General features: G+C 30.5%; 13 protein-coding genes. 5 read left to right on the forward strand and 8 right to left on the reverse strand.

Features of this window, described 5'->3' with window-relative positions; genetic code table 11:
• Together MHB47_RS00990 and MHB47_RS00995 are read left to right on the forward strand one after the other, a co-directional pair.
• Window positions 1-726 carry a GntR family transcriptional regulator gene (locus tag MHB47_RS00990; protein ID WP_340754417.1) on the forward strand — a complete coding sequence of 242 codons (726 nt, stop codon included), beginning with the start codon at window positions 1-3 and terminating at the stop codon, window positions 724-726.
• 50 nt (window positions 727-776) lie between these two features.
• On the forward strand, window positions 777-2,111 hold the full coding sequence (locus MHB47_RS00995) for a GntT/GntP/DsdX family permease (RefSeq protein WP_340754418.1): 1,335 nt from the start codon (window positions 777-779) through the stop codon (window positions 2,109-2,111).
• A gap of 135 nt (window positions 2,112-2,246) precedes the next feature.
• Here the strand turns inward: MHB47_RS00995 and xylE are convergent, their stop codons facing one another.
• From xylE to MHB47_RS01030, 8 genes are all read right to left on the reverse strand, one after another.
• Window positions 2,247-3,695 (reverse strand): D-xylose transporter XylE, encoded by a 1,449-nt coding sequence (xylE, locus tag MHB47_RS01000; RefSeq protein WP_340754420.1) that lies wholly within the window; start codon window positions 3,693-3,695, stop codon window positions 2,247-2,249.
• A gap of 20 nt (window positions 3,696-3,715) precedes the next feature.
• Window positions 3,716-5,206, reverse strand: a complete 1,491-nt coding sequence (gene xylB / locus MHB47_RS01005) for a xylulokinase (protein ID WP_340754422.1) — start codon at window positions 5,204-5,206, stop codon at window positions 3,716-3,718.
• Between the two features lie 5 nt (window positions 5,207-5,211).
• Window positions 5,212-6,534 (reverse strand): xylose isomerase, encoded by a 1,323-nt coding sequence (xylA, locus tag MHB47_RS01010; RefSeq protein ID WP_002506442.1) that lies wholly within the window; start codon window positions 6,532-6,534, stop codon window positions 5,212-5,214.
• Between the two features lie 143 nt (window positions 6,535-6,677).
• The gene (locus tag MHB47_RS01015) at window positions 6,678-7,814 is read right to left on the reverse strand and encodes an ROK family transcriptional regulator (protein ID WP_261697901.1); all 1,137 of its coding nucleotides are present in this window, start codon (window positions 7,812-7,814) and stop codon (window positions 6,678-6,680) included.
• A gap of 401 nt (window positions 7,815-8,215) precedes the next feature.
• Window positions 8,216-8,851, reverse strand: coding sequence for an amino acid transporter (locus MHB47_RS01020; protein WP_340754427.1), 636 nt, complete (start codon window positions 8,849-8,851; stop codon window positions 8,216-8,218).
• Between the two features lie 121 nt (window positions 8,852-8,972).
• Complete coding sequence (locus MHB47_RS01025; RefSeq protein ID WP_340754429.1) at window positions 8,973-9,854, reverse strand: ABC transporter ATP-binding protein; 882 nt, start codon at window positions 9,852-9,854, stop codon at window positions 8,973-8,975.
• Window positions 9,838-10,272, reverse strand: a complete 435-nt coding sequence (locus MHB47_RS13460; protein WP_021338928.1) for an Msa family membrane protein — start codon at window positions 10,270-10,272, stop codon at window positions 9,838-9,840. Before MHB47_RS13460 ends, MHB47_RS01025 begins: the two co-directional genes overlap by 17 nt.
• Window positions 10,273-10,287: 15 nt before the next feature.
• Window positions 10,288-10,863, reverse strand: a complete 576-nt coding sequence (locus tag MHB47_RS01030; protein WP_340754431.1) for a CPBP family intramembrane glutamic endopeptidase — start codon at window positions 10,861-10,863, stop codon at window positions 10,288-10,290.
• Between the two features lie 548 nt (window positions 10,864-11,411).
• Between MHB47_RS01030 and MHB47_RS01035 the strand changes: the two genes are divergently transcribed.
• From MHB47_RS01035 to MHB47_RS01045, 3 genes are all read left to right on the forward strand, one after another.
• Window positions 11,412-12,845 carry a YhgE/Pip family protein gene (locus tag MHB47_RS01035; RefSeq protein ID WP_340754433.1) on the forward strand — a complete coding sequence of 478 codons (1,434 nt, stop codon included), beginning with the start codon at window positions 11,412-11,414 and terminating at the stop codon, window positions 12,843-12,845.
• A 27-nt stretch (window positions 12,846-12,872) separates the two neighbouring features.
• On the forward strand, window positions 12,873-13,334 hold the full coding sequence (locus MHB47_RS01040; protein WP_046465770.1) for a MarR family winged helix-turn-helix transcriptional regulator: 462 nt from the start codon (window positions 12,873-12,875) through the stop codon (window positions 13,332-13,334).
• 155 nt (window positions 13,335-13,489) lie between these two features.
• Window positions 13,490-14,044, forward strand: coding sequence for a DUF4064 domain-containing protein (locus MHB47_RS01045; protein ID WP_340754435.1), 555 nt, complete (start codon window positions 13,490-13,492; stop codon window positions 14,042-14,044).
• Window positions 14,045-14,315 lie beyond the last annotated feature (271 nt).

The following is a 14,315-nucleotide window of genomic DNA, read 5'->3' on the forward strand; positions in this document are numbered from 1 at the left end:
ATGACAAATTTATCATCAGATAAAGGGCCATTATATTTACAAATAAAACAAATTATTGAAGATAGAATTATTCACGGTATCTACACTATTGGTAATTATATACCAACCGAAATTGAATTTGAAAAAGAATTTAATGTAAGCAAAGTGACAGTTAGAGCAGCTATTAAAGAATTAGTTTCGCTTGGCTACTTAGAGAAAAAAAGTGGCAAAGGTACAACTGTTATTAATCACAAACAGTTAAGCAATGTTACTAATAATAAAAACTTTACAGAAAAACTCGTAGAACAAGGGAACCAAATTCAAAAGCTTATAAAAGATATTGTCGTCGAAGAGCATGATAAAAATAGTGAATTATTTCAAATGTTTGGTGAAAAATCCTATAAGATCACGAGAGTTTATTTATTAAATGATACGCCGTATATTCTGTTCAAACATTATTTACCATATCCATTAAATAGTTTGGATAAGTATAGTCAATTAAAACAAAATAATGACCTATCTATTTATAAAATTTTAGAAGATGAAAAAATAGAAATAAAAGATATTGAAGATAACTTCTCTGTTGGTTTTGATGCACAAGCTACGTCTTATTTGAACCTTAATCCATCTGAGCCATTACTTGTAAGAGAAAGAATATCTTATTCAACGCTAAACAATATAGTTGAGTATAGTATCGGTTATTATAATAGTAAATTGGAGAAATATAGCATCAGTTTAAAAGAATAGGCAAACTCTTCTGACTTGTTGGTAGCGCTAACATAACTGGGGGAACGAAAATGGATTCTAATATATATTTATTAATCATTACGCTACTTTCAATCGTTATTGTCATATTAGGTGTTGCATGGTGGAAATGGCATGCATTTATAAGTTTAACTGTAGCAGGTTTATTCTTAGCTATTATGGCAGGTTTATCTCCTGAAAAAATTGTCACAGCATATGAAACTGGTGTCGGAGATGTATTAGGACATTTAGTAGGTATCTTAGCTTTAGGTACAATTTTAGGTAAATTAATGTCTGACTCTGGTGCTGGTATGCAAATATCGGATTACTTAGTGAAAGCGTTAGGTTATAAAAAATTACCATGGGCAATGATGTTATCAGGATTTATTATTGGTATACCTGTATTTTTTGAAGTAGGGATTGTGATTTTATTACCATTAGTGATTTCAATTCATAAAACCACTAAGACCAGTATATTACTAATAGCGATTCCGTTATTAGCAGGTTTATCAATTGTGCATGGGATTGTGCCACCACATCCTGGTGCAATGACAGCAATCGGCATATATGAAGCAGATTTAGGAAAAGTGTTGTTATATTCACTAATCATTGCGTTACCAACTGCAATTATTGCAGGCCCAATTTTTGGTAAGTTTATTAGTAAACGAGTTATACCGGAAAATCCACCTAATATTATTAAAGTAAATAATAAAACTAAGGGATTACCAAGTGTAGGTATTTCATTTTTAGTTATCATTTTACCAGTATTACTAATGTTACTATCTATAATTACACCATACTTAGGAGAGATTCCTAGCATAATAAAAAACTCATTGATATTTATAGGAAGTCCTGTGATAGCATTATTAATTTCTTGTTTTGCCGCTTTCTATCTATTAGGGTTTAAGCAAGGTATGACGAAAAATGTAATTAAAGATTTAGTAGAAGAATGTATTTTACCGATTGGCTCCATTATTTTAATTATCGGTGCTGGTGGAGGCTTTAAAGAAATACTTATTGAAACAGGTGTCGGAAATACAATTGCACAGATGACAGAACAGCTTTCACTATCGCCATTACTCTTAGCCTTTTTAGTAGCAGGTTTAATACGTGTTGCTACTGGATCAGCCACGGTTGCTTTAACTACAGCTGCTGGTATCGTATCACCAATTATTCAACACATGTCTGGGGTGAATCTAGAATTATTAGTTATTGCAACTGGTGCAGGCTCTTTAATGTTATCTCATGTAAATGACGCAGGATTCTGGATGGTTAAAGAATACTTAGGTTTAAATGTCAAAGAGACATTTAAAACGTGGACAGTAATGGAAACGTTATTATCATTTGTAGCTTTTGCAATTGCTTTCATCATAGATGGAATTATATAATAGTAAATATTTTAAATAAAAGGCCCAATCCATTTTTTATAATGGATTGGGCCTTTTATTTGAGAACGAGAAATTTATGTTTTAGACTTTTTAAGTTTAACTATAGTGGAAATATCTATACATTAACTTCGAATTTTACTGTGCTGAGTTATTACTTTGAACTTCTTCTACATTATTAGAAACTTGTTTATCTTTGTCTTTAATCCAAACTTTTTCTAATTCTTCTAGTGTTTTACCTTTTGTTTCTGGAATGAATTTCCATACGAACAAGCCAGATAATATACTCATCAGTGCGTAAAATCCATAAGTCATTGTACCGCTAATATCCATCATAGATGGGTAAGTAGAAGTGATTGTAAAGTTTGCTAACCATTGTACTGCGACAGCTATAGCCATCGCGCCACTTCTAATTCTGTTAGGGAATATTTCTGATAATAACACCCAGATAATTGGTCCCCAACTCATCATAAATGATGCAGTATATATAACTAAGAATATTAAAGTTGTAATGCCAAACGCGCCATTAGCAGCGAGTGTACTCATTCCGATCATTCCAATTGCCATACCAGTAGAACCGATAATTAATAAAGGCTTACGACCAAATTTATCGACGTATAATATAGCGATAACGGTGAATATTACGTTTACTAATCCCATCACAACAGTTTGTATCATTGAGGTATTCTCACCTGCACCTAAATTTTCAAAAATACGTGGTGCATAATACAATGCCACATTGATACCGATGAATTGTTGGAAAATAGATAATAAAATACCGATAATAATCACAGTTTTACCAAAACTAAATAATGGTGCTTTTACATCTGTTAGTTTATTTTTAGTTGATAAGATATCGTTTAAAACGTTCTGTGCATGATTTTTAGAAGAGTATATTCTATTTAATACTGTAAGTGCTTCAGTGTTTCTATTATTTAAAGATAAATACCTTGGTGTTTCAGGTACTAAAAATAATAAAAAGAAAAATGCAATTGCTGGTATTGCTTCAGTCATAAACATATAACGCCATCCGATGAGTTCAATCCAACTTTGAGATTGACCGAAAGTGATACCGTAGTTTACAAAATAAACGACTAACATACCAAATATAATAGCGAATTGGTTCCATGAAACAAGTCTCCCTCTTATAGAAGAAGGTGCAATTTCACTAATATACATTGGAGATATTGCAGAGGCTAATCCCACGCCAATTCCACCGATGACACGATATATATTAAATGTTATCAGTAAAGAAAGACTGGATTCACCTGGTTCAAAAAATAAAAACTCCGGATAGCCTGATAAAAGCGCAGAAACTATAAATAAAATAGCAGCTATTTGTAATGATTTTTTACGACCGAGACGACTTGAGAAACTTGAAGATAACAAGCCACCAATAATACAGCCGATTAAGGCACTAGAAACTGTAATGCCATGGATAAAGCTACCGTAATCTTTAGTTAAATATTTCTGGAGAGATTGTTCAGCACCAGAAATAACTGCAGTGTCATAGCCGAATAACAACCCACCAAGCGTTGCGATTAAAGCTATTTTAAAGATAAACTTCTTATTATTATAAGTTGACATATATCCATCCCCTTGATAAATCACTTAAATTTACTTAGTTTTTGAGTTACTGGTTGTGTAGCGTCATAGATTGTTTTATAAATATCAAATAAGTTGTGGTATGATTTACTATTTTCTTCAATAGGAGATACTTTTTGATTATATGTAATCCATGATTGACTCATTTCATTGAAAGTATCAAACCACGCTTCACCCATGGCAGCTAACATCGCTGCCCCATAAGCTGGACCTTGTTCTTCAGTTCTTGTGGTGATAGCTGCATCGAAGACATCTGCTTGGATTTGGAGCCATTCATGATTTTTTGCGCCGCCCCCGATAGAAACAATTTCCTTAATGTTAATACCGTTGTTTTTCATGATTTGAATGCTTTCATTTATAGAATATGTGATACCTTCGATAACAGAACGTTTCATATCGAGTTGTGTGGTATTCGCATCCAAACCGATAAAGCTGCCTCTAACTGCCGCGTCATTATGTGGTGTACGTTCACCGAGTAAATAAGGTGTGTACATTAATCCATTTGATCCAACATCAGAATCAGAAATCGTTTTTAAGAATGCAGCAAAATCTGCATCAGGGTCTAATAGTTGTTTTAACCATTCCAGACTATAACCAGCGGATAAAGTAACTCCCATAATGTATTTTTGATCGGGCACACAGTGATTAAAGTAATGCACATTGCCATCATTTTCATAGTCAGTATTATTTTCAATGGAGAGTGCTACGCCAGAAGTACCAATACTTACCAATTGCTTTTGTTCATCTGTGATACCAGAGCCTAAAGCGCCACATGCGTTATCAGCGCCCCCTTGATAGACATTGATATCCCAATCGATGTTTAAAGCTTTTTTCACGTTGTCAGTTAATTGACCACTTTTTTCATGAGAAGCAATGATATCTGGACAAATAGATGTGTCAATATCTAAACTATTTAGTAGTTCAGTAGACCAATTTTCTTCTTTCACGCTAAACATAATTGTACCTGCAGCGTCTGAAGGTTCTGTAAAAATGTTGCCAGTTAATTTATAAACAATGTAATCCTTTGGCAACATGAATTTATGAATTTTGTTGTAATTATCAATTTCATTATTTTTAAGCCACATTAGTTTAGGTAATGTAAATCCTTCTAACACAGTGTTTTGTGTGAATTTCAGTAGTGCGTCGAGACCTAATTTATTTTTGATTTCATCAACCTCATTAGATGTGCGGGTGTCATTCCATAAAATAGCAGGTCTAATGACTGCACCTGCTTGATCAATAACCACTAGGCCGTGCATTTGACCTGAAAAACTAATGCCAGTAATTTCTTTTTGTGCATATTTGTTTAATAAATGTTTTAAACTTTCAATTGTTGCGTCATACCAGATATCTGGATTCATTTCACTGTATCCAGATTTAGGATGCAGCGTATGATAAGAGACGCTGTATGAATCTACAACGTCTCCATTTTTATTAACAACAATAGACTTTAAGGAACTTGTACCAATATCTATACCGATTACATAAGTCATTTTTATCAGTCTCCATTATTAATGTTTAAAATATATTGATTCATTTGAGCTTTAATTACTTCTAAACGATCAGAAGTATTATCAATCTCATTAATGTTGAAAGCATATTCCTCTAATTCTTTAAATGAAGTATTACCTTCAACTATTTTTTTACCAATACCTTCAGCAAAAGATTTATATTTTTCATCTACAATATTTTCAAAGAAATTATCTTCAATCATTTTATGAGCTACTTTTAAACCAAGTGCAAATGTATCCATACCAGCGATATGCGTTAAAATTAAATCTTCTTGTTTGAATGAAGTTCTTCTTGGTTTAGCATCGAAGTTCAAACCACCTGGATTTAATCCACCATTTTTTAAGATTTCGTACATTGCTAATGTTGTATCATAGACGTCAGTAGGGAATTCGTCTGTGTCCCAACCTAATAGTGGGTGACCTTGGTTTGCATCTACTGAACCTAATAAATCATTATCACGTGCATATCTTAATTCATGTTGGAAAGTGTGACCAGCTAATGTTGCATGGTTTGCTTCAATATTGAATTTGAATGTTTTATCTAAGTCATATTTTTGTAAGAAAGCATGTGAAGTCGCAACATCAGTATCATATTGGTGTGTTGTAGGTTCTTTTGGTTTAGGTTCAATTAAGAATTGTCCTGTATAACCAATTTCTTCTGCATAGCTTTTAGCCAATTTTAAGAAATTAGCTAAGTTGTCTAACTCTAATTTCATGTCTGTGTTTAGTAAACTTTCATAACCTTCACGTCCGCCCCAGAAAACAAAGTTTTCAGCGCCTAATTTTTTAGCGATTTCTAATGATTTCTTAACTTTTGCAGCGGCATATGCGAAAACTTCAGCGTTAGAAGAAGTTGCTGCACCATGTACAAAACGTTCGTGTGTAAAGTTGTTTGTCGTATTCCAAAGTAATTTTTTACCAGTTTGATCCATTTTTTCTTTAATAAGGTCTACAATGATATCTAAATTTTCATTAGATTCTTTTAATGTTGCACCTTCTGGAGCGATATCTATATCGTGGAAACAGAAATAATCAATACGTGTTTTTTCCATAAATTCGAAAATTGCATCAACTCTTGCTTTAGCTTTGTCCATGTCACTTAAGTTATCCCAATCACGTTCAGCTGTACCAACACCGAATGGGTCAGATAAGTCAGCTGTAAATGTATGCCAATAAGCCACACCAAATCTTAGGTGTTCTGCCATTGTTTTGTCGCCTACTTTTTCTTCGGGATTATAATATTTAAAACTAAAAACATTATTTGATTTAGGTCCTTCGTAATTTACTTTATCAATATTGAAATATGTCATGATAATCCTCCTATAACTAGTTGGTTAGTTTATTAAACAAACTAACTTTAGAGATAATATAGCACGGAAAATTATTTTTGTAAACGCTTTCTAAAATATTTCAAAAATAACCCTTCTACAAAAATGTAAAAGGGTGTGCTTGTTTAGTTAGATTTTAATTGAATATCATCAATGTTTAATAATTTCTGCATAATTGCGATTGAGCCACCTAATAAGGTTGCGTGTTTCACATTCGTAGTAAGATTGAGTTGTACGGAATGAGTCGAATATTGATGTAGCTGTGTTTTAATCGAATCTAAAATAACAGGTAATTCATTGATTAATGTGCAGTTCACATAAATCATATCCGGATTAAATTGCGTATTTAAATTGTGAACTAATACTGCAATTTTAGTTGTAAAATATTCAATTTCTTGAATAACAATATCATTATGTTGATGATATTGTTCGATAAGTTCTGCAAGTGATATATTTCGTTCAAATTTATTACTAATACTTTGAATTAATGCTTCTTGAGAGCAAATATTTTCAATTGTGTTGTATGTTTCACCATTTTGAAGAACGAGCGTTTTACCGATTTCGCCAGCTTCACCATTAGAGCCACGATATAATTTTTTATCGATGATTAAACCTGCACCAATGCCTTTGTGAATACTTAGAGCAATTAAATTTCTCATTTCTGAATTACTATGGATGCTTCTTTCATAAATTGCAGATAAGTTTGCTTCGTTTTCAATAATTACTGGAACTTGAGTCAGTGATCTTAACTCATCTGTAATGGAAATGCCTTCACTTTCATGGAAGGGAAGGTGAATAATAGTTTGATTGTGATCTACAATACCGTGAATTGAGACAGACATGCCCAACAAGCCATAGGAAGTATCATAGCTTTCAGAAGTAGGTATATTTGTTTTTAATATAGCCAAGATGCTACTCACTTTTTTGTCAGGTAAGTTATATGATTCATGTTTTAACACGGTACCATCAAAATAATTGTACATTAATTCTACAGAGCTATATGTTAAATCCATAGAAATATAATAGCCATAATGTTTGTTGATTTTTAGGAGGATTGGTTTGCGTCCTCCGCTTTTCGTACTATTACCTTCGCCCACTTCAATGACTAAGGATTTCTTTTTCAAAGCATTTAATATATTAGAAATAGTGGCTTTATTGATTTCTAAATTCTTAGATATTTGAGTGCGTGAAATATTATGATTATTGAAGATTTGTTTTAATACACGTCTTTCATTCATACTGATTTTTAAATTATTTTCCATTTTTTAATTACCTCTTATAAGTTTAAACAGGGTTTAAATGCGATTTTTGTCTAATATTACAACAGTGTAACACATTGCACCAAAGTTATAGATTATAGATAAAGTTATGTTAGCAAGTAATATTAGTGATACAAGACTTATATTATATATTATAGTAGACAGATTAAAAAAATGGTAATTATGAAGATAAAACATAAAAATAATCTAAACATTTTTATGTTTAGATTATTTTAGAGTGTCGACAAAAGCTTCGACTTTGTTGGCAATTGTTATATGCAAGATTTCCGCTGGCATATCCTGTAGTATCCAGCTAGCACTTTATTAACTAGTTATGAGACGGCCCAAATTACTGCCATTATTAAAAACATATTATAATCAATTATCCATTTTGATGTTTTAAGTTAATATTCTAAGCGTTTGAACATTTTTAAACCTGCGATATAACATACGATAGAGTAAACGAGCGTTATTAAAATAATAATTACTAGTTTAGTAAAGAATTCACTGATATTATTTGCTTCTTCATAACTGTTAGGAAAGAAATATTTAAATCCATGAATGAGTGGGGCAGCAGACATTATCATTAATAATATGACTACACCAAGTATGTTAAAACCTGTTGAGAGTTTCATAGATAACATGATTCCAAAGAAAATAGCTATTAATGTAATCCCATAGATACCTATAATGCCTAAAATATCACTGTAGTTAATACTTGCAGAAGATGATAAAAAATCTCCCGAAGCATAATTGAATTTAATAATATATGTAAAATATAAAACTTGAGAAGCAATGAACAATAGAATGAAATAAATAACATACATAGATAATAAAGCAACTATTTTAGAGTTATATAGATATGTACGGCTAATATCTTTATAAAAAATTAAACGACCAGATTCATACTCTTCATAAAAAAGAAAACTAATAAAATAAGTAACTAAAATTAATGGTACAGCAAATTGAGATTGAGCAGCTAAAACACCATAATAGAAATCTAGTCCGGTGAGTCCATTTGTTTCTCCATTTATTTGCATAAAATTAGTAGGGAGGATTAGCGTAATTAAATATAAAAACGGATAAAGCGCAATTAAGTAAAAAATTAAAGCTGAATTGCGAGTGGATATATTACAAAATATATGTTTAGTAAGCATTTTCTCACTGCCTTTCAAATTCATCATAATGGTGATATAAATTATCTTGTTCATTGACTGTATTTACTAATGTGTAATGATTAACTACATATTTCATAATATCGTTATACTCTGCAGAATCGATTTCAATAGAAATTTCATTTATAGAAATATTTTTGATTGTTGTAAATAGGTCTAATAATTCTTGTCTATGTTCAGGATGAATTTGTTCCTTAACTACAATTTTTAAAGCTTGGTCTTTATTGTAATCAATATGATGAAGTTTTCCATTTTTTATAATCACGAATTTATCACAAACCTCGGATAATTCGTTTAACTGGTGACTTGAAATAAGAAGCGCAATGTTTCTTTCTTCCACCCATGTTCTCAAAGCGCTAATGAGCGTTTTAACACCGTCAGGATCGAGACCAACAAAAGGTTCATCCATAATTGCTAATTCAGGTTCATCTAGTAAACACATCGCCAAAGATAATCTTTGTTTCATACCAAAGGAAAAGTCTTTCACTTTTTTATGTTTAGTATGTGCCAGTCCAACAAGTTCTAGAACATTATCGATATTATCAAGATATTTTTCCTTATTATTTACATGTAAGTAGTAAATCAAATTTTTTTTAGCGGAAAAGTGTTTGAAATAAACTGTATCAATCATAATGCCTACGTTTTTCATAACGTTATTATTTTTAAAAATATCTATACCGTTTAAAGTGATAGATCCTGAAGTTGGTTTTTTAGACTTAGCAATAATTTTCATTAATGTAGTCTTACCAGCGCCATTTTTACCGATTAATCCAATAATATCGCCTTTATTAATCGTTAAAGAAACACCATCAAGCACATTGAAGTCAGAATTTTTAAAGCGTTTATAAAGATTATCTATTTTTAACATTATGTTCTCCTTTAAAAAATATTTTTAAGATTAAATAAGTTAAACAAAAGTATATTAAAAATGAAAAGATAAATTGAGGGATGGTAAGTAAATTTTGATTTATTTCTATATAAAAATCGTTCTTCTCAGTTGTAAAATCATCACTAATTTCTTTGAATTTTGGATTAGACATTATAGAGTTTGACACAATGTAATAATATAAAATATTGAACAGAGCCATTATAAATAAAGATACTAAGTTATACGTATTCTTGCTAAAAATAATAGAAAGAATATTTGATAGTAATGGAAAAATAAGTAATCCCAAAATCATAAATATTAATCCTAAATTGACATTTATTAAAGACATTATAAAAGAGAATACAAGATTTAATATAAATGAAAAAATGATATTAGATTTGTTGAATACTCTTTTCATAAAAACAAACTCCTTTTAAGAAAACTTGTAAATCAAAATATTATACAACCAATGGAAAGCGATGGCATCTTGTAATTTATATTTATCTGCGAGCCAATACATAATTAAGCTGCTTGGGAATTTTGTACATAAATTAACTATGAGATCACCATTAATATGTAAGATTAAGGAAAATAAAAAAGAACCTATTATAAAACTTGATGATTTGTTAAAGACGCTTAATAAGAGTATTAGTAAAATATGTCTAAATAAAAATTCTTCACAAATAGCTACAATAAAATACTCAGTTGTTGCTGCCTTTCCAATTAAAAATAAAGAAAAAGGCAAAATAATAATAAACATAAAAATTAAACGTTTATAATTAAAAATTTGTAAGTACCAAATACGTAAATGCTTTTTAAATAAATACATTACAAGTAAAGTGGGTAATCCAATGAATGAAATGATAAAAATAAACATAAAAATTATATAGTATATAAGAGCGGAAGAATTATCTAGAATAGATACTGAAAGCATAAGCATTATATTTAAACTCACACCAGAGACAACTATAAGTAATGTTGCAATTACAATTGCTTCTATTTTCTTCATAGATATTGACCTTTCTTAGATATTAAGAAGAAGGTGTGTAATAACACACCTTCAATAACAAAGATTAAAAATACCATTTTTTGCCTTTTCTACCAAACTTGAAAATCCACAAATTCACTTCATTTAGACTAAATAAATCTAATAAAGATTTCATATGCAAAACCTCCATTCTGTTATTTGATTTTAATATAATGCGTTTTCATAAATTGGTCAATATAATAAAATCAGAAAATTATGAACATTTTATGTATGATGTATCACATTAAATTCATTATTTTTTAAATATGTTAAAATTCATAATATAAAGATAAAACAAAAATAGTATTTTTAGAAGTTGAATTTTATGATTGACAAGTTATTTTCAAGAGCGTATTATATAAAAATGTACATGGGGTGTACTGTATAAATAAAAACACTCCACATATTGAAAAAATGGACGAATTCAAGGATTAACACGCTCCATAACGTAATATTTATAGCGTTTGGGATTATTTTCAAACTAATAGTACATGGGGTGTACATTTTCAAAAAAGAAAGGTAGATAGTAAATGTTTAATGAATTTAAATTTATATTCAGAAATAAAATGTTGATCGTATCTCTTATAGCCATAGCGCTTATCCCTCTAATTTATGTGGCACTATTTGTAGGCTCAATTTGGGACCCATATGATAAGACAGATCAATTGGAAATATCTATTGTAAATCAAGACGAATCAGCCAAATTAAATGGTGAAAAAATAACAATTGGCGATGATTTAGTAGATGAATTAAAAGATAATGAGGATTTTAAATTCCAAGCAGTTTCCGAGAAAAAAGCTGCACATGAATTGGAAAAAGGTAATAGTGTGGGAACAATTATTGTACCTAAAGACGCATCTAAAAATGCAACGACATTACTAGATGAAAATCCTAAAAAAATTAATTTAGAAACGCAAGTTAATCCGGGCTCAAGTTACACGGGTAGTCAAACTGCTCAGAAAGCAATTGATACAGTAACAGACACAATTAAAGATGACATTCGTGAAAATTACTTAACTGAAATATTTGCGAGTACGAAAAAATCACAAGATGGTTATCAAGATACATCTGACGCACTAGGCGAAATGTCTAATGCAGAGTCACAATTAATTGATGGTAATCAGCAAGTCAGTGATGGCTTGCAACAATTAGTTCCAGCTGTAGGACAACCTGCACAGCAATTATTATCAGGTAATGACCAAGTTACTGATGGTTTAAATCAATTACAGGAAAATAATGATCAATTAAAAGCTAAGTTAGATGAAGCAATCACGAGTCAGCAAGATGTTTCACTTGAAGATGACAATGAAAAAGCATTAAATAATGTAACGAAAATAAATGAAAATAATCCTACTAAGGCTGACAATTATGGCGAAACAATTGTACCTTATATGGCGAGTGTAAGTTTATTTGTTGGAGCAGTGTCATTTAGTGCGATTTATCCATTGAGAAAAACATTAAACAAAGGCGTTTCCTCAACTAAACAAGCGCTTGGTAAGCTATTACTTTATCTTCTGCAAGGTAGTTTATCAGCATTGTTTATGAGTAGTTGGGTTATATTTGCATTCAATATGTCGATTGACAACGTAGGCCAATTCCTATTAGTGAGCTTTTTATGGGCTATTGCTGCAATAACGATTACGTCATTCTTAGCATTATTCTTGGATAGAATTGGATTATTCTTATCCATGTTATTACTCATATTACAATTGAGTTCAAGTGAAGGCATGTTCCCAATTGAACTTTCAGCCAGCTTCTTTAGATGGATTCATCCATTTTCTCCAATGTCCTATGCAATTCAAGGATATAGAGAAGCAATTTTTACCAATGCTGGACACTTTAACTTTAGTTTCATTGTAATACTATTAAGTGCTATTATTATTGGAATGATATTATTACAATTCTTAGTGCTATTATGGTTTAACAAGAGAGAAAAAGTTCCATTTTCAGTGGAATTTAAGTAAAGCTAAAGCAATGTAGGGGTGAAAAGTATGGAAAATGAAAACATCAATCAAACGATAGAAGAAGCCATTACCAAATTTCAGTTTGTTATGTTGCATTTAAATAAAGAAATTGTAGAAATGATAAAGGAAACAGGTTTAGGTAATTTTTTATCAAGAGAACAAATTGAAGCAATGAGAATAATACAAACTGAAGGTAAAGTGACGATTAATGAACTTGCAATGTTGCAAAATATATTTAAAACGGCAGCTTCTAAACGTATCGTTAAATTAGAAGAAATGGGCTACGTTGAAAGAGCCTATACAGATAATAAACGTATTAAATTAGTTAAACTCAGTACAGAAGGGGAGACTTTTTTAAAAAAAGCAAATTCAGTTATGATTGAAGCTGTTAAAGAACGTATAGGTGACAAATTTACAACAGATGAAGTACATGAGTTTGTAGACCAATTGTCGCGTCTTAATGACGCATTTAAAGCACATAAAAACTGACAAAAAAGACTCGCATACAATGCGAGCTTTTTTGTTATTATATTATTTATTATTTCAAACATATTTTGTTTATAATGAATAGACTTAAATATTAACAATTAGTATAATTAGCATTGTAATTGAAGCGAATAAATAGAAATAGGAGGCGCACGATTATGATAAAAAGAACAACTGAACGCGTACTCACATGGATAGGTATTGCATTGCAATTAATTGGTGTAGTTCTTATCGCAGTTTTCATACCAATGATAGGTAACAATGAGGTGAAAGAAACAGTCATTCAACAAATGATGGCAGATGATCCAAGCTTCTCATATGAAGATGGTACAAATATCTTCGGTATGTTGAGTAGTTTATTAACAGCAGGCTTGGTTTTATCTATAGTAATTTTGATCATTGCAATCATTGGAGCTATTCTAATAAATAAAAAAGCTAAAGTAGCCGGAATCTTACTTATTCTAGTAGGTGTCATTTCATTCTTAGGAAATTGGATAAATGCGATATTATGGATTGTTGCAGGTGTTATGTTATTAGTGAGAAAACCAAAACAACCGATTCATGGTGAAGGTGAAATGTATAATGACAATAAACAAGATGCAGTGAATGAGTCATATGAAAGATCTAACTCTAATCAAGATCAAGATTTAAAAGACTTTGATGATTTAGATGGAAAAACGAAACAAGATCATAATGATCCATATAAATACTAATTAAACTCGACAATTAAATAGATCAAAAACAAACTAGGTTTCCAGATGATTGGAAATCTAGTTTTTCAAATTATAAATAAAATAGACATATTATAGTCATATTCACATTCATAAAACCATAAAAAATATGTTATATTTTAATAAAGAGCTATTCAATTAAATTAATTGTTATCAGGCTATTTTCTGATATTAAAATGGGGTGAAAAATATGATGATGGTAATTGGAATGCTATTACCTATTTTGGTAGTTGGATTTATAGTGATGTCAGTG

It is taken from the genome of Staphylococcus sp. FSL K6-3157 (genome assembly GCF_038005145.1).
In the GTDB taxonomy this organism is placed as follows: domain Bacteria; phylum Bacillota; class Bacilli; order Staphylococcales; family Staphylococcaceae; genus Staphylococcus; species Staphylococcus equorum.

What these genes read in the sequence shown, in the direction of transcription:
- MHB47_RS00990 (WP_340754417.1), top strand. Translation starts at nt 1, where the DNA reads ATGACAAATTTATCATCAGATAAAGGGCCATTATATTTACAAATAAAA.
- MHB47_RS00995 (WP_340754418.1), top strand. Translation starts at nt 777, where the DNA reads ATGGATTCTAATATATATTTATTAATCATTACGCTACTTTCAATCGTT.
- xylE (WP_340754420.1), bottom strand. Translation starts at nt 3,695, where the DNA reads ATGTCAACTTATAATAATAAGAAGTTTATCTTTAAAATAGCTTTAATC.
- xylB (WP_340754422.1), bottom strand. Translation starts at nt 5,206, where the DNA reads ATGACTTATGTAATCGGTATAGATATTGGTACAAGTTCCTTAAAGTCT.
- xylA (WP_002506442.1), bottom strand. Translation starts at nt 6,534, where the DNA reads ATGACATATTTCAATATTGATAAAGTAAATTACGAAGGACCTAAATCA.
- MHB47_RS01015 (WP_261697901.1), bottom strand. Translation starts at nt 7,814, where the DNA reads ATGGAAAATAATTTAAAAATCAGTATGAATGAAAGACGTGTATTAAAA.
- MHB47_RS01020 (WP_340754427.1), bottom strand. Translation starts at nt 8,851, where the DNA reads ATGCAAATAAATGGAGAAACAAATGGACTCACCGGACTAGATTTCTAT.
- MHB47_RS01025 (WP_340754429.1), bottom strand. Translation starts at nt 9,854, where the DNA reads ATGTTAAAAATAGATAATCTTTATAAACGCTTTAAAAATTCTGACTTC.
- MHB47_RS13460 (WP_021338928.1), bottom strand. Translation starts at nt 10,272, where the DNA reads ATGAAAAGAGTATTCAACAAATCTAATATCATTTTTTCATTTATATTA.
- MHB47_RS01030 (WP_340754431.1), bottom strand. Translation starts at nt 10,863, where the DNA reads ATGAAGAAAATAGAAGCAATTGTAATTGCAACATTACTTATAGTTGTC.
- MHB47_RS01035 (WP_340754433.1), top strand. Translation starts at nt 11,412, where the DNA reads ATGTTTAATGAATTTAAATTTATATTCAGAAATAAAATGTTGATCGTA.
- MHB47_RS01040 (WP_046465770.1), top strand. Translation starts at nt 12,873, where the DNA reads ATGGAAAATGAAAACATCAATCAAACGATAGAAGAAGCCATTACCAAA.
- MHB47_RS01045 (WP_340754435.1), top strand. Translation starts at nt 13,490, where the DNA reads ATGATAAAAAGAACAACTGAACGCGTACTCACATGGATAGGTATTGCA.